Origin of the sequence: Stenotrophomonas sp. SAM-B (genome assembly GCF_013387485.1) — a bacterium.
GTDB lineage: Bacteria > Pseudomonadota > Gammaproteobacteria > Xanthomonadales > Xanthomonadaceae > Stenotrophomonas > Stenotrophomonas maltophilia_AA.
The window spans coordinates 41,159-56,877 of the sequence record NZ_JABBXB010000003.1 but is presented as its reverse complement, the minus strand read 5'-3'; the positions used below and the strand labels follow the sequence as shown (position 1 = coordinate 56,877).

General features: G+C 67.7%; 18 protein-coding genes. 2 read left to right on the top strand and 16 right to left on the bottom strand.

Features of this window, described 5'->3' with window-relative positions; genetic code table 11:
- Window positions 1–50: 50 nt before the first annotated feature.
- The 6 genes from HH110_RS07945 to HH110_RS07920 form a co-directional block, all read right to left on the bottom strand.
- On the bottom strand, window positions 51–257 hold the full coding sequence (locus HH110_RS07945) for a cold-shock protein (RefSeq protein WP_019183439.1): 207 nt from the start codon (window positions 255–257) through the stop codon (window positions 51–53).
- 88 nt (window positions 258–345) lie between these two features.
- Window positions 346–1,092, bottom strand: coding sequence for an S-methyl-5'-thioinosine phosphorylase (locus HH110_RS07940; protein ID WP_176989199.1), 747 nt, complete (start codon window positions 1,090–1,092; stop codon window positions 346–348).
- Window positions 1,092–1,646 (bottom strand): hypoxanthine-guanine phosphoribosyltransferase, encoded by a 555-nt coding sequence (locus tag HH110_RS07935; protein WP_019183441.1) that lies wholly within the window; start codon window positions 1,644–1,646, stop codon window positions 1,092–1,094. The genes HH110_RS07940 and HH110_RS07935 overlap by 1 nt, the downstream gene beginning before the upstream one ends.
- The gene (nagZ, locus tag HH110_RS07930) at window positions 1,646–2,653 is read right to left on the bottom strand and encodes a beta-N-acetylhexosaminidase (RefSeq protein ID WP_176989198.1); all 1,008 of its coding nucleotides are present in this window, start codon (window positions 2,651–2,653) and stop codon (window positions 1,646–1,648) included. Before nagZ ends, HH110_RS07935 begins: the two co-directional genes overlap by 1 nt.
- A 67-nt stretch (window positions 2,654–2,720) precedes the next feature.
- The gene (locus HH110_RS07925; protein WP_176989197.1) at window positions 2,721–3,413 is read right to left on the bottom strand and encodes a DsbA family oxidoreductase; all 693 of its coding nucleotides are present in this window, start codon (window positions 3,411–3,413) and stop codon (window positions 2,721–2,723) included.
- 45 nt (window positions 3,414–3,458) lie between these two features.
- Window positions 3,459–3,962, bottom strand: a complete 504-nt coding sequence (locus HH110_RS07920; RefSeq protein WP_176989196.1) for a CYTH domain-containing protein — start codon at window positions 3,960–3,962, stop codon at window positions 3,459–3,461.
- A 78-nt stretch (window positions 3,963–4,040) separates the two neighbouring features.
- On the opposite strand from HH110_RS07920, the gene HH110_RS07915 reads away from it, so the two are divergent.
- Window positions 4,041–4,652 (top strand): hypothetical protein, encoded by a 612-nt coding sequence (locus tag HH110_RS07915; RefSeq protein ID WP_176989195.1) that lies wholly within the window; start codon window positions 4,041–4,043, stop codon window positions 4,650–4,652.
- Window positions 4,653–4,664: 12 nt separating this feature from the next.
- Here HH110_RS07915 and rlmD read toward each other — a convergent pair whose 3' ends face one another.
- Complete coding sequence (gene rlmD / locus HH110_RS07910; protein ID WP_176989194.1) at window positions 4,665–5,999, bottom strand: 23S rRNA (uracil(1939)-C(5))-methyltransferase RlmD; 1,335 nt, start codon at window positions 5,997–5,999, stop codon at window positions 4,665–4,667.
- A gap of 137 nt (window positions 6,000–6,136) precedes the next feature.
- Between rlmD and HH110_RS07905 the strand changes: the two genes are divergently transcribed.
- On the top strand, window positions 6,137–6,871 hold the full coding sequence (locus HH110_RS07905; protein WP_176989514.1) for a response regulator: 735 nt from the start codon (window positions 6,137–6,139) through the stop codon (window positions 6,869–6,871).
- A gap of 10 nt (window positions 6,872–6,881) precedes the next feature.
- Here HH110_RS07905 and recO read toward each other — a convergent pair whose 3' ends face one another.
- The 9 genes from recO to rpoE form a co-directional block, all read right to left on the bottom strand.
- A complete protein-coding gene (gene recO / locus HH110_RS07900; RefSeq protein WP_176989193.1) occupies window positions 6,882–7,607 on the bottom strand; it encodes a DNA repair protein RecO in 726 nt (241 codons plus the stop codon).
- A 31-nt stretch (window positions 7,608–7,638) separates the two neighbouring features.
- Window positions 7,639–8,535 (bottom strand): GTPase Era, encoded by an 897-nt coding sequence (era, locus tag HH110_RS07895; protein WP_176989192.1) that lies wholly within the window; start codon window positions 8,533–8,535, stop codon window positions 7,639–7,641.
- Window positions 8,532–9,212, bottom strand: coding sequence for a ribonuclease III (rnc, locus tag HH110_RS07890; protein WP_176989191.1), 681 nt, complete (start codon window positions 9,210–9,212; stop codon window positions 8,532–8,534). The genes era and rnc overlap by 4 nt, the downstream gene beginning before the upstream one ends.
- Window positions 9,202–9,585, bottom strand: coding sequence for a DUF4845 domain-containing protein (locus HH110_RS07885; protein WP_176989190.1), 384 nt, complete (start codon window positions 9,583–9,585; stop codon window positions 9,202–9,204). The genes rnc and HH110_RS07885 overlap by 11 nt, the downstream gene beginning before the upstream one ends.
- Before the next feature lie 32 nt (window positions 9,586–9,617).
- The gene (gene lepB, locus HH110_RS07880) at window positions 9,618–10,412 is read right to left on the bottom strand and encodes a signal peptidase I (RefSeq protein WP_176989189.1); all 795 of its coding nucleotides are present in this window, start codon (window positions 10,410–10,412) and stop codon (window positions 9,618–9,620) included.
- A gap of 100 nt (window positions 10,413–10,512) precedes the next feature.
- On the bottom strand, window positions 10,513–12,303 hold the full coding sequence (gene lepA / locus HH110_RS07875) for a translation elongation factor 4 (protein WP_176989513.1): 1,791 nt from the start codon (window positions 12,301–12,303) through the stop codon (window positions 10,513–10,515).
- 168 nt (window positions 12,304–12,471) lie between these two features.
- Window positions 12,472–13,998 (bottom strand): DegQ family serine endoprotease, encoded by a 1,527-nt coding sequence (locus HH110_RS07870; protein ID WP_176989188.1) that lies wholly within the window; start codon window positions 13,996–13,998, stop codon window positions 12,472–12,474.
- An 83-nt stretch (window positions 13,999–14,081) separates the two neighbouring features.
- Entirely contained in the window at window positions 14,082–14,990 is a 909-nt protein-coding gene (locus HH110_RS07865) for a sigma-E factor negative regulatory protein (protein WP_176989187.1), read from the bottom strand.
- Window positions 14,987–15,607: an RNA polymerase sigma factor RpoE gene (gene rpoE / locus HH110_RS07860; protein ID WP_176989186.1), complete on the bottom strand. Its 621-nt coding sequence runs from the start codon at window positions 15,605–15,607 to the stop codon at window positions 14,987–14,989. Before rpoE ends, HH110_RS07865 begins: the two co-directional genes overlap by 4 nt.
- Between the last annotated feature and the right edge of the window lie 112 nt (window positions 15,608–15,719).

The following is a 15,719-nucleotide window of genomic DNA, read 5'->3' as shown; positions in this document are numbered from 1 at the left end:
GATAAAAAAAACCCCGCCGAAGCGGGGTTTTCAATGCGCAGCTGAAAAAATCACTCAGCCGGCACGATGTTCGAGGCTTGGGCGCCCTTCGGGCCCTGGGTCACGTCATAGGTGACCTTCTGGCCTTCCTGCAGACTGCGGAAGCCCTTGGAGTTGATCGCGGAGAAGTGCGCGAAGACGTCGGCGCTGCCGTCCTCCGGCGAGATAAAGCCAAATCCCTTGGCGTCGTTGAACCACTTGACGGTACCGTTCGGCATGGTGATGCGAGACCTTCTTCTATGAATGGGTGGTGTACGCTCAACCAGCGCACTGGCGGAGTATGCAAACCTTGTACCGGAATGACAATCACCCCCGTGCCAATTCACCGATCAATTCGGGCAGACCGGAGGAGGCAGCGTCCACATTGGCCAGCACTTCGGCCATCGTGATCTCATCACCATCGCCACAGCCGGCGGCCCAGTTGGCCACGATCGCCAGGCAGGCGTAGTCCAGCCCAAGCTCGCGGGCCAGGCTGGCTTCGGGCATGCCGGTCATGCCGACCAGATCGCAGCCATCACGGCGCATGCGCGCGATTTCCGCATTGGTTTCCAGCCGCGGGCCCTGGGTGGCGCCGTAGCAGCCACCGTCCTGCAGGCGTACGCCGGTGACTTTCGCCGCGGCCAGCACCTTGCTGCGCAGCATCGGCGTGTAGGGATGGCCAAAATCGACATGCAGCACGTCGGTACCCGGCTCTTCGCACAGGGTCGAGATGCGCCCCCAGGTGTAGTCGATCAGCTGGTCCGGGCAGGCCAGCACGCGCGGGCCGAAGTGCTCGGTGATCCCGCCGACCGTGTTGAGCGCAAGCACGCGCTGCGCGCCGATCTGCTGGAGCGCCGCGAGGTTGGCGCGGTAGTTGATCTTGTGCGGCGGCAGCGAATGGCCTTCGCCATGGCGCGCGAGGAAGGCCACGCGCTGGCCCAGCAGCGTGCCGACGCGGATCGGACCGGACGGCGTGCCGTAACGGGTCTCGACCTGGTGGCTGCTCACGTCGTCGAGCTGGGCCAGCTTGTAGACGCCGGTGCCGCCGATGACGGCGAGGGAAATGTGTTCCATCATTCCTTCATCGCGTAGATGGCCGGCACGCAGCGCAGCGTCTCGTTGACGTCCATGCCGAAACCGAACACATAGCGGTCCGGCAGGTCGATGCCGGCGTAGTCGGCCTTGACGTCCGGCAGCGCGCGGTCGTGCAGCTTGACCGTCAGCGCGGCGATGCGCACGTCGGTCGCGCCCTGCTCCAGGCACCAGGTGCGCACGCCCTGCAGCGTGTAGCCCTCGTCGAGGATGTCATCGACCAGCAGCACGCGGCGGCCGAACAGCGCGGTGGCCGGCTTGTGCTTCCAGACCAGGTCGCCGCCGGTGGTTTCACCGCGGTAGCGGGTGGCGTGCAGGTAATCGAACTGCACATCCTGGCCACGTGCGCCCAGTTCCAGCGCGAGCTGGCCGGCGAACGGCAGCGCGCCATGCATGATCGACAGGAACAGCGGGACCTCGCCCTTGTAATCGCGCGCGATGGCGTCGGCGATGCCAGCGATGGCCTTGTCGATGGTGGGACGGTCGACCAGCAGGTCGGCCTGGGCCAGGGCCTGGGAAATGGTGAGGTTGGGCATCAGACGGTTCTTCCAAGGGTGTCAAGCAAACGGGATTGGGTGGTGCCATGGCGGGAATCGGCCAGCAGGCCGTCCCAGCCCAGCGCGCCGCGACCGATCAGGCCGAGCAGCGCAGCAGTGTTGAGAGTGCGGCCTTCGACCGCGCGCAGCGATTCTTCCACCAGTTCGGGGTGGCAGACCAGCACCACGTCGCAGCCGGCGTCCAGATGCGCATCCACGCGCGCCTTGACGCCACCGGCCGAGAACGAGGCCGCCATGCCGATGTCATCGGAGAAGACCACGCCGCGGAAGCCCATCTCCTCGCGCAGGATCTGCTGGATCCAGCGCGGCGAGTAGCCGGCCGGCTCCGGCGCGACCTGCGGGTAGACCACGTGGGCCATCATCACCGCATCGGCGCCGGCGCGGATGCCGGCCGCGAACGGGATCAGGTCCAGCGCGCGCAGTTCATCGAGCGTGCGCGGATCGCTGGCATCGTCGAAGTGGGTGTCTTCCAGCACGGTGCCGTGGCCCGGGAAATGCTTGAGCGTGGCGGCCATGCCGACGCTGTGCATCCCGCGCACATAGGCCGCGGTGAACGCAGCCACCACCTGCGGATCTGCGCTGAAAGCGCGATCGCCGATGGCCCGATTGCCGCGACCCAGATCGACCACGGGGGCGAAGCTGAGGTCCACGCCGCTGGCGCGCACTTCGCTGGCCATCAGCCAGGCGTGCTGCTCGGCCAGGGCCAGCGCGGCCTGCGGATCGGTGGCATACAGGGCATCGAAGCCCTGCAGCGCCGGCAGGGCGCTGTAGCCCTCACGGAAGCGCTGCACGCGTCCGCCTTCCTGGTCCACGCAGATCAGCTGCGGGCGCGGCGCGGCGGCACGGATCGCCGCCGACAGCTCGGCCACCTGCTCGCGCGAGGCGAAGTTGCGCTTGAACAGGATGACGCCGGCCACGGCGTCGTGCTGCAGCCATTCGCGTTCCTGGGCGGTGAGTTCGGTCCCGGCAACGCCGATCACGAGCATGGGGTGTCTCCAATACGGGGCGCCACCATGGCGCACCGCCGCATTGTCGCAGAACCCGCGCGCAGCGTCAGACCTCGCAGCCGTCCGGGCCGCAGCCATCGCCCTGCCTGGCAGCCCCTGCGGGCGAGCTCTCCGCCGCGATCTGGCGCAGTGCCTGGGCGAAGGCCTCCGGCGGCTGGGCGCCCTGGATGGCGTACTTGTCGTCGATCACAAAGGTGGGCACCGACTGAATGCCAAACCGCTGCGCCTGTGCCAGCTGGGCCTGGATCTCTTCCAGCCCCTCCTCGCCCGCCAGCAGCGCAGTGATGCGCCCGGCGTCGAGACCACCGGCAGCGCCGGCGGCGATCAGGGTCTGCGGGTCGGCCAGGTTGCGGCCTTCGACGAAATGCGCGCGGAACAGCGCCTCGCCGACCGCCGCCTGGACGCCTTCACGCCCGGCCAGCCACATCAGACGGTGCGCCGGCAGCGTGGTGACCCGGACCTGGCCCTGGTCGAAGTCCATCGGCAGGCCTTCGGCGCGCGCCGCGGTCTGGGTCTGGGTCAGGATCTGTTCGGTGCGCTCGGCGCTGCCGAACTTGGCCGCGTAGGCCTCGCGGAGTGGAACGGGCGTGGTTCCCGCATCGGGGTCGAGCAGGAACGGGTGCCAGTGCACCTCCACCTCGGGCGCGTCATCGCCCAGCAACGCCAGGCCCTGCTGGAACCGGTGCTTGCCGATCCAGCACCAGGGGCACACCACATCCGACCAGATATCGATTTTCATCTGGCCAGATTGTGGGTGCCGCGGGGCGTTTACAAGGTCTGGCGGTCAGCCGCGTTCAGCGCTGGACCAGCGTGAAAACGGGTGCGCGGCCAGCGCCAGATTGTAATAACGGACCTCGTCGGTCACTTCAGCACCGGCCCAGTCGGGCAGCGTGACCGCCTGATCGGCGTGCTCGAGCTCGACTTCGGCCACCACCAGCCCGGCGTTCTCGCCCAGGAACTCGTCCACTTCCCAGAGCAGCCCTTCGTGCTCGACCAGATGCCGGCGCTTGTCGATCAGCCCGCCGACACACAGCGCCAGCAGCGCGCGCGCATCGTCCACCGGGATCGGGTAATCGAACTCCTGCCGGGTATGCCCGATCTCGCGCGATTTCATGTTGAGGAAGGCCTGTTCCCCCTGGATGCGCACGCGCACGGAGGCCTTCTGTGCGCCACTGTCGAGCGAGGCGGTGTCGTTGAGATAGCCCTGCGCCATCGGAATCACCGCGTGTGCGGCGGTGCGCCAGCCTTCACCGGTGACGAGGTATTTGCGTTCGATTTCGATGCCCATGCGCACAGTATGGGGCGATCCCGGCACGGCGGCCACGCGCTGCTTCTATACTGGCCGGCTGCCCTGCAAGGACGCCCGATGAAACCCCTGTTCCCCACCCTGCTGCTGTCGTTGCTGCCGCTGGGCGTGTCCGCCGCTACGCCACCCACGCACGCGCAGATCGAAGCGGCCATCATGGCCATGATCGAGGCCGAGAAGAAACCGGCCGCCTCCGCCCAGGATCTGGTGCTGCAGTCGATGTTCACGCCGCGCGGATTCGACCACGGGCCGTGCTTCGCGAGCACGACGGTGACCGGCGCGTACGAGTGCCTGGTCGGCATGGAGATCGGTCTCAAGAACCGCTACCGGATGCTGCGCTTCGTCCCGCAGGGGATGGGCTGGGCGATGCAGCGCGCCGATGTCGACGCGCCGGTTCCTCCGCGTGAGCGTGTCCGCGAACTGCTCATCGAGCAGCTCGATCATCGTGCCGCGGCCATCGACGATGCTGCTGCCCGCGAGGAACTGCGCGCCTTCCAGCAGGGCCTGCAGATCCTGGCGATCGAGGACTGCGAACTGCACACCATGCAGGCGCCGGAAATCCGCTGCGACGTCACCGCCGGGGACGGCACCGAGCGCGGTACCGACCCGCAGACCTATGTGTTCGATGCACAGGGGCAGTGGCAGAACGCCGCGCCGGAAGAGCGCCGCTGAGCCCGAACGCGGTCAGCGCTTTTCGAACACCGCGATGCTTTCCACGTGCGCGGTGTGCGGGAACATGTCCATCGCGCCGGCCGAGACCAGGGTGAAACCCTGCTCGTTGACCAGGTAGCCGGCGTCGCGCGCCAGCGAGCCCGGATGGCAGCTCACGTAGACGATCCGCTTGAACTGCTTCAGCGGCAGCTGCTGCAGCACTTCGATCGCACCCGAGCGCGGCGGATCCAGCAGCAGCTTGTCGAAGCCCTGGCGCATCCACGACGCCTGGCGCTGGTCCTGGGTCAGGTCGGCGGCATGGAACTCGGCATTCTCCAGGCCGTTGCGCACGGCATTCTCTTTGGCACGCGCCACCAGGCCGGGATCGCCTTCCACGCCGACCACGTTGCGCACGGTACGCGCCAGCGGCAGGGTGAAGTTGCCCAGGCCACAGAACAGATCGAGCACGCGCTCGTCAGGGCCGGCATCGAGCAGCGCGAGCGCGTGCGCGATCATCTGCACGTTGAGCTTGGCGTTGACCTGGATGAAGTCCAGCGGGCGGAACGCCAGCTCGACGTCCCACGGGGCCAGCTTGAACGACAGCGGTACTTCGGCCGGCCACAGCGGATGCACGGACTCCACGCCACCGGGCTGCAGCGAGATCGCGAAGCCGTGCTCCTGCCCGAAGGCGGTCCAGGCCGCGCGGTCAGCGTCGCTGAGCGGCTGCATGTGGCGGATGGTCAGGACGATCGCGTCATCGCCGGCGATGAATTCGATCTGGGGGATATCGCGTTTGCCATCGAGCGTTTCGATGAACTCGGACAGCACGCCGACCTTCATGCCGATCTCGGGAATGACCGTCAGGCACTGGCTCAGGTCCGCGACGAAACGCGGATCCAGCTCGCGGAAGCCGACCAGGGTCTTGTCTTTCTTCTCGACGCGGCGCACCGAGAAGCGGCCCTTGCGGCGGTAGCCCCAGCTGTCGCCGACCAGCGGCGGCAGCACGGTGCCGGGGCTGACGTGGCCGATCCGGGTCAGGTTGTCGATCAGCACGCGCTGCTTGGCCACGATCTGCTGCGACTCCTCCAGGTGCTGCAGCACGCAGCCGGCGCAGACGCCGAAATGCGGGCAGCGCGGGGTCACCCGCTGCGGCGAGGCCTGTACCACCTCGAGGGTCCGGGCTTCATCGAAATGGCGGTTGCGCGCGGTCGGTTCGGCGGTCACCACCTCGCCCGGCAGCGCGCCGGTGATGAAGGTGACCTTGCCACCCTCGCCGTCGCGGCGGGCAACGCCACGGCCGTCATGGCTGAGGTCGAGGATGTCGGTCTGGAAGGGGGTACGGTCGAGGCGGGAGCGGGTTCGGGCCACGTGGCAACAGGCTGCGGGCAAAAAGGGTGCGTATTGTCGCAGATACCAACTTCCAACTGACTTGCCGCCCGCTGAAACCGCTTGCAGGCGGAGCCTTCGCGTTTACTATGGAGGCAGCTGACATGGAGGCAGCCCATATGCAGATGACCCCGAGGGATCCCATGCCCCGATTCCTGCTCGTCGAGGACGACACCATCAGCCGCGGCTTCTTCAAGGCCGCGCTGGAAACCCTGCCGGCCCAGGTCGATACCGCCGATTCACTGGCCACGGCCATGGACCGCGCCCGCGGCAGCCAGCATGACCTGTGGCTGATCGACGTCAACCTGCCCGACGGCAATGGCACCCAGCTGCTGCAGGAGCTGCGCCGCTCGCGACCGGACACTCCGGCGCTGGCGCACACTGCCGACGGCGATACTTCGATCCACTCGCGCCTGCGCGATGCCGGCTTCAGCGAAACCCTGGTCAAGCCGCTGAGCCGCGAGCACCTGCTCAAGGCGGTCCGTCGTGCGCTGGTGCATACCGCCGGCAGCCTGTCGGCCCCGCTCGACCCGGACGCGGAGGATGCCGACAGCCTGCGCCAGGATTGGGACGAGACCACCGCCCTCGCTGCGCTGAATGGGCAGCGCCACCACTTGATCGCCCTGCGCGAACTGTTCCTGGCCGAGTTGCCGGGGGTACGCGACGCCGTGGCCCAGGCCCTGCGCGAGGACGATGTGCGGGCCCTGCGTGGGCAGCTGCACCGGCTGCAGGCCAGCTGCGGGTTCGTCGGCGCCGCACGCCTGGCGCGAGCGGTCCGCCAGCTGCACCAGGCCCCGGATTCCACCGGTGCCCAGGGCCGCTTCCGCGTCGCGGTCGACGCGCTGCTGCAGTAGATCCCCGGCGCTACGGGCGGCGCCGGGCCAGATCCTCGAGCATTTCCCAGGATTTCAGGCCGCGTCCGCCCAGGTGGTGCATCAGCACCGCGCGCATCGGCCGGCGCAGGCTGCCCAGATCCTCGGGCCCGGGCATCGCATCGGCGGCCAGCGCCAGCAAGGCGCTGCCAGTTGCCGTGCCACGGCGCTGATCGACACCGCGGTCGCTGAGCAGCCGACGCGGCCCCTCCTGCGGGTCCAGTTCGTAGCGCGCGGCCGGGTCGACCGGCTCGTCGTCGCTGCCGTGCAGCAGATCGAAGCCGAAACCCAGTGCCTCCAGCAGATCGCGCTCGAAACGCCGCAGCGTCCAGGCCAAGGGCTCGCCATCGCGCAACCGCGCACGCACCTGCGCGTAGTGGTCGTAGAGCTCGGGCAGCGGGTCCTGGCGGGGTGCCAGCCGCATCATCAGTTCGTTGATGTAGAACCCGGCCAGCATCGCGTCGCCGGTCAGCCGCGGCGCGGCATCGAGCGCTTCGGCCCCACGCAGCTGGGCCAGTTCGCCCCGCTGCACGGCGGTCAGGCGGATCCACTGCAACGGCTGCAGAGCCGCGCGCAGCGCCTGGCTGCGCGGGCTGGAGACCCCCCGGGCGAGCACCCCGATCCGGCCGTACTGCTCGGTCAGCACTTCAACCAGCAGGCTGGTCTCCCGCCACGCCCGGGCATGCAGTACGAACGCCGGCTCATCGTCGATGCGCATGACTCACCCGCCCGGGGCCGGGGTGGCCGGCTTATTCGTAGCCGAACGCCTTGAGCGCGGCTTCGTCGTCCGACCAGCCTTCGCGCACGCGGACCCAGGTTTCCAGGAAGACCTTGGCCCCGAACAGGCGCTCCATCTGCAGGCGCGACTTGGCCCCGATTTCCTTCAGGCGGGTGCCGGCCTTGCCGATCACGATCGCCTTCTGGCCTTCGCGCTCGACCCAGATCACCGCGCCGATGCGCAGCAGGTTGCCGTCTTCGACGAAGCGCTCGATCTCGACCGTGGTCGCATACGGCAGTTCCTCACCGAGCTGGCGCATCAGCTGCTCGCGCACCAGTTCACCGGCCAGGAAACGCTGGCTGCGGTCGGTGATCTCGTCCTCGCCGAACATCGGCGGGGCTTCCGGCAACAGCTTCATCAGGTCGCGGACCAGCGACTCCAGGCCGTTGCGCTTCTGCGCGGAGATCGGATGCACGGCCGCGAACGTGCGGCCTTCGGTGACCTGCTGCAGGAACGGCAGCAGGGCGCCTTTGTCCTTCAGGCGGTCGATCTTGTTGACCACCAGCACCACCGGGATGCCCGAGTCGCTGAGCACGTTGAAGGCCAGGGTGTCTTCGTCATCCCAGCGGCCGGCTTCGATCACCAGCATGCCGGCGTCCACGCCCTCGAGCGAGCCGCGCGCGGCGCGGTTCATCACCCGGTTCATGGCGCGCTTCTGCGCACGGTGCAGGCCGGGGGTGTCGACCAGCACGATCTGGCCGTCCGGGTAGCTGGCGATGCCGAGCAACCGGTGCCGCGTGGTCTGCGGGCGGTTGGAGACGATGCTGACCTTGGCGCCCACCAGGGCGTTGGTCAGGGTGGATTTGCCGACGTTGGGGCGACCGATGACGGCCACGCTGCCGGAACGATGGGGGGTTGCTTCGTTCACTTGGAATCCAGTTGCTCAAGGGCGGCGGCAGCCGCTTGTTGTTCGGCCAGCCGTCGCGAGGCACCTTCGCCTTCGGTGCTGACAGCGGGGTCGGTTACGCCGCAGCGTACCCGGAAGGTCTTGGCATGATCGTCACCCGATTCTGACACCAGCTCGTACTGGGGCAGCGCCTTCTGTCGGGCCTGCAGCCATTCCTGCAGCCGCGTCTTGGGGTCTTTCTCGGGCTTGCCGGTGGCCGGCAGGGCCTGCATCGAGGCGCTGAACCAGGGCAGCACCACCGTGCGGCAGGCGGCAAACCCGGCATCGAGGTAGATCGCGGCGACGACCGCCTCCAGTGCATCGGCCAGGATGGAGTCGCGGCGGTGACCGCCGGTCTTCATCTCGCCGGGGCCCAGAATCAGGCGCTCGCCCAGCTGCAGCTCGCGCGCGATCACCGCCAGCGCGCCTTCACGCACCAGCTCGGCGCGGGCACGGGTCAGCGCGCCCTCGTCGGCCTTGGGCCAGCGTTCGTAGAGCGCCTGGGCCACCATCATGTTGACGATGCTGTCGCCGAGGAATTCCAGCCGCTCATTATTGGGCGTGCCGGCGCTGCGATGCGTCAGCGCCTGCTGGAGCAGGCCCGGATCGTTGAAGGCGTGACCGATCAGGTCACCGCGTTGGAAGGTCTTAGTCGGCACCGCGGAGAGTCAGATCCTGGTTTGTGTCAAATTTGCCCACGACATCAAGGTTGCCGATCAACGGACGACGTACTTCGTAGTTGACCTTCAAGTTCCAGCCGCCATCGATGCGATCGAACTTGATATCAGAGGGCTTGAGGTTTTCGGAGTAGCTCATGTGAATGCGCTTGAAGAACAGTTCCTGGACCCGTGCCGGCTCCATGTTGGCCACGCCCGGCTCCTTGGCCAGGCTCTTCAGCGCCGTACGCACGGCGTAATACTCCTGATACATCGGGAACAGCTTCATGCCGATGTACAGGCCGAAGGCGACCACGATGAGCACCACCAGGAACGAGGTCAAGGTGATGCCGCGCTGCGATGTCCTGTTCTTCATTGCGTTCTCCCCAGATACGCGTGTGCCATGAATCAATGGATGGCCGTGCCGATCCGCGACGGTTCGAAGCCGTCCTTGCAGAACCAGCCCGAGCAGTTCAGCCAGATCAGGAATGCCTTGCCGCGGAGGTTCTCTTCCGGCAGCAGGCCCCAGAAACGGCCGTCGTCACTGTTGTCGCGATTGTCGCCCATCACCAGATACCTGCCGGCCGGGACGGTCCACTGCCCTTCACCGCGGGCGTAATCGGTCTCCAGCACGGTATGCGTGCGGCCCGGCAGGTGCTCGACCAGCAGCGAACTGCCCTCGCCCTGGCCGTTGTGGCCGGCGTACAGGCCCTTGTTGTCGTATTTGACCGGCTCGCCATTGAGGATCAGGCCATTGCCCTGGAACTCGATCTGGTCGCCCGGCACGCCGATCACGCGCTTGATGAAGTTCTCGCCCTTGGCCGGATCGTTGTCCGAATGGCCCGGGAAGTGGAACACCACCACGTCGCCGCGCTTGGGCTCGCCGAACGGGATCACCTTGGCATTGTTCAGCGGCAGGCGCAGGCCGTACGAGAACTTGTTGACCAGGATGAAATCGCCGATCAGCAGGTTGGGCATCATCGAGCTGGACGGGATCTTGTACGGTTCGGCGATGAAGCTGCGCACCACCAGCACGATCGCCAGCACCGGGAAGAACGCCCGCGCGTAATCGACCATCACCGGCTCGGTGTCCAGCAGGCCGGCGCGCTGGGCGCGGCGCTTGGCGAAGTACAGCTTTTCGGCCAGCAGGATCAGGCCCGAGGCCAACGTCAGTACGACCAGGAGGAGCTCAAACAATTTCATGCAGTGTCCTTGGGAACGATTGCAGCGGTGTGGTGTGCCCCTGCGCGTCCGGCGACACCGATCCGGTGCCGCCCGCCGCTGCCGGGAAAGCCATCCGGCCTTACTTGTCCATCTGCAGCACGGCCAGGAAGGCTTCCTGCGGGATTTCCACGCGGCCGACCTGCTTCATGCGCTTCTTGCCTTCCTTCTGTTTCTCGAGCAGCTTCTTCTTGCGCGAAACGTCGCCACCATAGCACTTGGCCAGCACGTTCTTGCGCATCGCCTTGACCGTGGTGCGCGAGATGATCTGCGAGCCGACGGCGGCCTGGATCGCCACGTCGAACTGCTGGCGCGGGATCAGTTCCTTCATCTTCTCGCACAGCTCGCGGCCGCGGCGGTCGGCATGGCTGCGGTGCACGATCAGCGACAGCGCATCGACCTTGTCGCCGTTGATCAGCACGTCCACGCGGACGAACGGGCCAGCATCGAAGCGCACGAAGTGATAGTCCAGCGAGGCATAGCCACGGCTGACCGATTTGAGCTTGTCGAAGAAGTCCAGCACCACTTCGGCCATCGGCAGCTCATAGCTGATCTGCACCTGGCTGCCCAGGTAGTTGATGCCGATCTGGCTGCCGCGCTTTTCTTCGCACAGCTTGATGATGTTGCCGATGTACTCCTCGGGGGTGAGTACGTTGGCGCGGATGATCGGCTCGCGGATCTCATCGACCATGTTCACCGGCGGCAGCTTGGCCGGGTTGTCCATGTTGATGATGGTGCCGTCGGTCTTGAGCACTTCATAGACCACGGTCGGCGCAGTGCTGATCAGGTCCAGGTTGTACTCGCGCTCCAGGCGCTCCTGCACGATTTCCATGTGCAGCATGCCCAGGAAGCCGCAGCGGAAGCCGAAGCCCATCGCTTCGGAGCTTTCCGGCTCGAAGCGCAGCGCGGCATCGTTCAGGCGCAGCTTGTCCAGCGCTTCGCGCAGGTCCGGGTAATCCTCGGCATCGACCGGGAACAGGCCGGCGAACACGCGCGGCTGCATTTCCTGGAAGCCCGGCAGCGGCTTGGCGGCCGGATCGGCGGCCAGGGTCAGGGTGTCGCCGACCGGCGCACCGTGCACGTCCTTGATGCTGGCCGTCACCCAGCCCACCTCACCGGCGTTCAGTGCCGGCAGCACCTTGCGCTTGGGGGTGAACACGCCGACGTTGTCGACCTGGTGATTGCGGCCGGTGGACATCACCTGCAGCTTGTCGCCGGCCTTGATCTGGCCCTGCATCACGCGCACCAGCGAGACCACGCCCAGGTAATTGTCGAACCACGAGTCGATGATCAGCGCCTGCAGCTTGTCGGTATCGCGCGGCACCGGCGGCGGGATGCGATGCACGATCGCTTCCAGCACGTCGCCCACGTTCAGGCCGGTCTTGGCGCTGACCGCCACGGCGTCGGTGGCATCGATGCCGATCACGGCCTCGATCTCGGCCTTGGCACGGTCGATGTCGGCGGTGGGCAGGTCGATCTTGTTGATCACCGGCACCACTTCCAGCCCCTGCTCGACGGCCGTGTAGCAGTTGGCCACGGACTGCGCTTCCACGCCCTGGGCCGCATCGACCACCAGCAGCGCGCCTTCGCAGGCGGCGAGCGAGCGGCTGACTTCATAGGAGAAGTCGACATGCCCGGGGGTGTCGATGAAGTTCAGGTGGTAGGTGTGGCCGTCTTTGGCGACATACGGCAGCGAGACCGACTGGGCCTTGATGGTGATGCCACGCTCGCGCTCGATCGGGTTCGAGTCGAGCACCTGCGCCTCCATCTCACGGGCCTGGAGGCCGCCGCAAAGCTGGATGATGCGATCGGCCAGCGTGGACTTGCCGTGGTCGACGTGGGCGATGATGGAGAAGTTGCGGATGAACCGCATCGAATCAGAAGACATAGGTGGCGGCGGCGCGTCGCGTCGTCAGGATGACTGCGGATTATCGCATGGCCGGCCCGGTCCCGCGTGCGGCCGCCCGCGATTGGCGTGATCGGCCCGCCAGAAACGACCGGGCCCGCCGAAGCGGGCCCGGAAACGCAGGCGGGGCGGGGCTTACTGCCCGGCCTTGACCGCCACGAAGGCGCTGTTGCCGTTGGCGCGGATCAACAGCATGACCACATCGCCCTTGGAGTAGCCGCCCAACGCCTTGTTCAGCGCGGCCACGCTGCCGACCGGGGTCCGGCCGACCTGCAGCACCACCAGGCCCGGCGACAGCCCGGCGTCACGCGCCGACTGGCCATTGACCCGGGTGATGCGCACGCCCTCGCCCGCCGACAGGCCCAACTGCTGGCGCTGCGGGGCGGTCAGATCGGCCACCTCCACCCCCAGCAGGGCATTGGCACCGGTCTCCGGCTTGGTCGTTTCCGCGGCCGGACGGGCCGGACCGCGCTCGGCGTCTTCGGCCAGCTCGGTGAGGGTGGCGGTGATCTCCCGCTCCTTGCCATCGCGCAGCACGCTCAGGCGCACCTTGCTGCCCGGCGGCAGCGCGCCGATGGCCGGCGGCAGATCGCTGAAGGTATTGATCGGGCTGCCGTTGACCGAGCGGATCACGTCCCCCGGCTCGATACCGGCCTTGAGCGCCGCGCTGCCTGCGACCACTTCGTTGACCAGCGCGCCGCGGCTGTCCGGCAGGCCCAGCCCCTGGGCCTTCAGGCCATCGATGGGGCCGACCGCCGCGCCGAGCTGGCCGCGGCTGACCCGGCCGGTCTTCTTGATCTGTTCGACCGCACCCATGGCCAGGTCGATCGGGATCGCGAAGCTGATGCCCATGTACCCGCCTGAAGCGGAGAAGATCTGCGAGTTGATGCCGACCACTTCACCGCGGGTGTTGAGCAGCGGGCCGCCGGAGTTGCCCTGGTTGATCGCCACGTCGGTCTGGATGAAGGGCACATAGCGCTGGTCCGGGCCGCCGGTGCTGCGGCCGACCGCGCTGACCACGCCGGCGGTGACCGAGTGGTCCAGTCCGAACGGCGAGCCGATCGCGACCACCCACTGACCCGGCTTGAGCGTATTGGAATCACCCACGCGCACCGTCGGCAGATTCTTGCCGTCAATCTTGAGCAGGGCCACGTCGTACTGCTGGTCGCTGCCGACCACCTTGGCGGTGAACTCACGACGATCACCGAGCTTGACCTTCACCTCGCTGGCATCGGCCACGACGTGGTGATTGGTCAACACGTAGCCGTCGGCGGAGATGATGAAGCCCGAGCCCATGCCGCGACCGCGGATGCTCGGGGTGCCGTCATCGGGGCCGTCCGCGCCCTGCCCCGGCATCTGGAAGTCCGGGCCGAAGAAACGGCGGAAGAACTCGGGCATGTCCTGGTCGGCCGGCCCGGCCATGCGGGCCTGGCGATTGCTGCGCACGATGGTGGTCTCGACATTGACGACCCCCGGGCCCACCTGTTCGACCAGGTTGGTGAAGTCCGGCAGGCCGCTGACCAGCTGCGGTGCAGGCGCGCGCGGTGCGGCGGCCGCCGCCGGGGCGGCCGAGGTGGCCGGCGACGGCGACTGGGCGCAGGCCACCAGCGGGAGCGTCATGGCGATCAGCGCCAGGGCGTGGGTACGGATACGGGCGGTCATCAGACACGAACCTCCGGGTCAGGGAACAAAGGAGGGGAACGCTCCGGCGCACAGGCCGGAGCGGAACGTCAGGGCGACGATGCTCAGTCGCGGTGCCGGCGCGCGGGTTCGGCCGACTCGGCCGACTCCTGCAGACGCGGCTCGAACGGATAGAACGCGGCCTGCGGGGCCTGCGGGGCCTGCGTGGAGAAGCTCGCATTGAGCGCGCCACCCGCGGCAGGGGCCAGGCTGGACCGCGGCCAGGGCTTGGCCTGCAGGCTGCCGACCTCACCGAACGGGAACTGCCGCGGGGTGGCTGCCGGCACGGCCGGGGTCAACGGCGCCTGGCTGGCGACCGCCCGCTGCGGTTCGGCACTGCGCTCGGCGGCGCTGCGCGCGGCCTGCTGGGTACGCGTGGCACTGGCGCTGGCGCGGCGTGCAGTTGCCACGTCCTGGCGGCGGCTGGCCGCCGCCACGGCCGCGGCCGGCACTGCCGCCACGGCGAGTGCCTGTCCGGCGGCCGACGCCTCGGTCACCGGCGCCGCAGGCAATTCGGCCTGGCTGGCGATGATGGTGGTCGGCGCGTCCAGTGGTGCCGGCGCCGGCAACTGCTCGCGGGTCATGAACATCGCCACGGCCGCGACGGAGGCGGCCAACGCCGCACCGCCACCCCAGCGTCGCCATCCGCCGCGACGCTCCTGGCGGTCCGGGCCGCGCTCGACCCTGGCCTGCATTACCGGGGCCGGCTCCGACGCAACGGAGGCGCGCACACGGTCGGCGAAATCCACCGGGGCCGGCGCGCAGGCCTGCCCCCGCAGCACATCGCCGAGCATCTGCCAGCGTTCGTTGCAGCTCGACAGGAACTCATCGTGTTCCAGCCGACGCAGCATGAAACGGGCTTCATCGGCCGACAGCTCACCGTCGATCAACGACGACAACTGCTGCCGGTAATGGGCGTCGAATTTATCGGGGGACGCGCCCCGGGAAGCATCATTGGACATATCGTGGCTCATGCGCGGCTCTTCTCGCGGGTGGCGCTGCCCACATCGAGCAGCGGCCGAAGTTCAGTGTCGATCGCCTCGCGGGCACGGAAGATCCGCGACCGCACGGTGCCGATCGGGCACCCCATCTTCTGCGCGATTTCGTCATAACTCAGGCCCTCCACCTCGCGCATGGTGATGGCCGAGCGCAGTTCTTCAGGCAGCGCGGAGACCGCCTTCATCACCGTCTGCTCCAGCTCCTGGCGCATCAACTCGCGCTCGGGCGTGTCGGTGTCGCGCAGGCGCGTGCCGCTGTCGTACTGCTCGGCGTCCCCGATCTCGATGTCATCGGTGGGCGGGCGGCGGTTGTGGGCGGCGAGATGGTTCTTGGCAGTGTTCACGGCGATCCTGTGCAGCCAGGTATAGAACTGGGCGTCGCCCCGGAAACTGCCGATCGCGCGATACGCGCGGACGAAAGTGTCCTGGGCCACGTCCTGACATTCACTCCAGTCCGCGATGTAGCGCCCGATCAGCGCGATGATCCGATGCTGGTACTTGCGTACCAGGACATCGAACGCCGCGCTCTCGCCACGCTGCACACGTCGGACCAGTTCCAGGTCCAGCTCCTGTGGTGTTTCAACCTCGGCCATGGGGGGCCGCACTCCTGTCAGCCCAACCGACGTCGGGCAATGAGACTGCCAATCCCGGGAAAAGTTCAGCGCGCGATCACACCGCGCCGCACCAGCTTTTAACCACCGTTCC

Excerpts from the sequence above, each read along its gene's own strand:
- HH110_RS07945 (WP_019183439.1), bottom strand. The coding sequence starts at position 257 with ATGCCGAACGGTACCGTCAAGTGGTTCAACGACGCCAAGGGATTTGGC.
- HH110_RS07940 (WP_176989199.1), bottom strand. The coding sequence starts at position 1,092 with ATGGAACACATTTCCCTCGCCGTCATCGGCGGCACCGGCGTCTACAAG.
- HH110_RS07935 (WP_019183441.1), bottom strand. The coding sequence starts at position 1,646 with ATGCCCAACCTCACCATTTCCCAGGCCCTGGCCCAGGCCGACCTGCTG.
- nagZ (WP_176989198.1), bottom strand. The coding sequence starts at position 2,653 with ATGCTCGTGATCGGCGTTGCCGGGACCGAACTCACCGCCCAGGAACGC.
- HH110_RS07925 (WP_176989197.1), bottom strand. The coding sequence starts at position 3,413 with ATGAAAATCGATATCTGGTCGGATGTGGTGTGCCCCTGGTGCTGGATC.
- HH110_RS07920 (WP_176989196.1), bottom strand. The coding sequence starts at position 3,962 with ATGGGCATCGAAATCGAACGCAAATACCTCGTCACCGGTGAAGGCTGG.
- HH110_RS07915 (WP_176989195.1), top strand. The coding sequence starts at position 4,041 with ATGAAACCCCTGTTCCCCACCCTGCTGCTGTCGTTGCTGCCGCTGGGC.
- HH110_RS07905 (WP_176989514.1), top strand. The coding sequence starts at position 6,137 with ATGCAGATGACCCCGAGGGATCCCATGCCCCGATTCCTGCTCGTCGAG.
- recO (WP_176989193.1), bottom strand. The coding sequence starts at position 7,607 with ATGCGCATCGACGATGAGCCGGCGTTCGTACTGCATGCCCGGGCGTGG.
- HH110_RS07885 (WP_176989190.1), bottom strand. The coding sequence starts at position 9,585 with ATGAAGAACAGGACATCGCAGCGCGGCATCACCTTGACCTCGTTCCTG.
- lepB (WP_176989189.1), bottom strand. The coding sequence starts at position 10,412 with ATGAAATTGTTTGAGCTCCTCCTGGTCGTACTGACGTTGGCCTCGGGC.
- lepA (WP_176989513.1), bottom strand. The coding sequence starts at position 12,303 with ATGCGGTTCATCCGCAACTTCTCCATCATCGCCCACGTCGACCACGGC.
- HH110_RS07870 (WP_176989188.1), bottom strand. The coding sequence starts at position 13,998 with ATGACCGCCCGTATCCGTACCCACGCCCTGGCGCTGATCGCCATGACG.
- HH110_RS07865 (WP_176989187.1), bottom strand. The coding sequence starts at position 14,990 with ATGAGCCACGATATGTCCAATGATGCTTCCCGGGGCGCGTCCCCCGAT.
- rpoE (WP_176989186.1), bottom strand. The coding sequence starts at position 15,607 with ATGGCCGAGGTTGAAACACCACAGGAGCTGGACCTGGAACTGGTCCGA.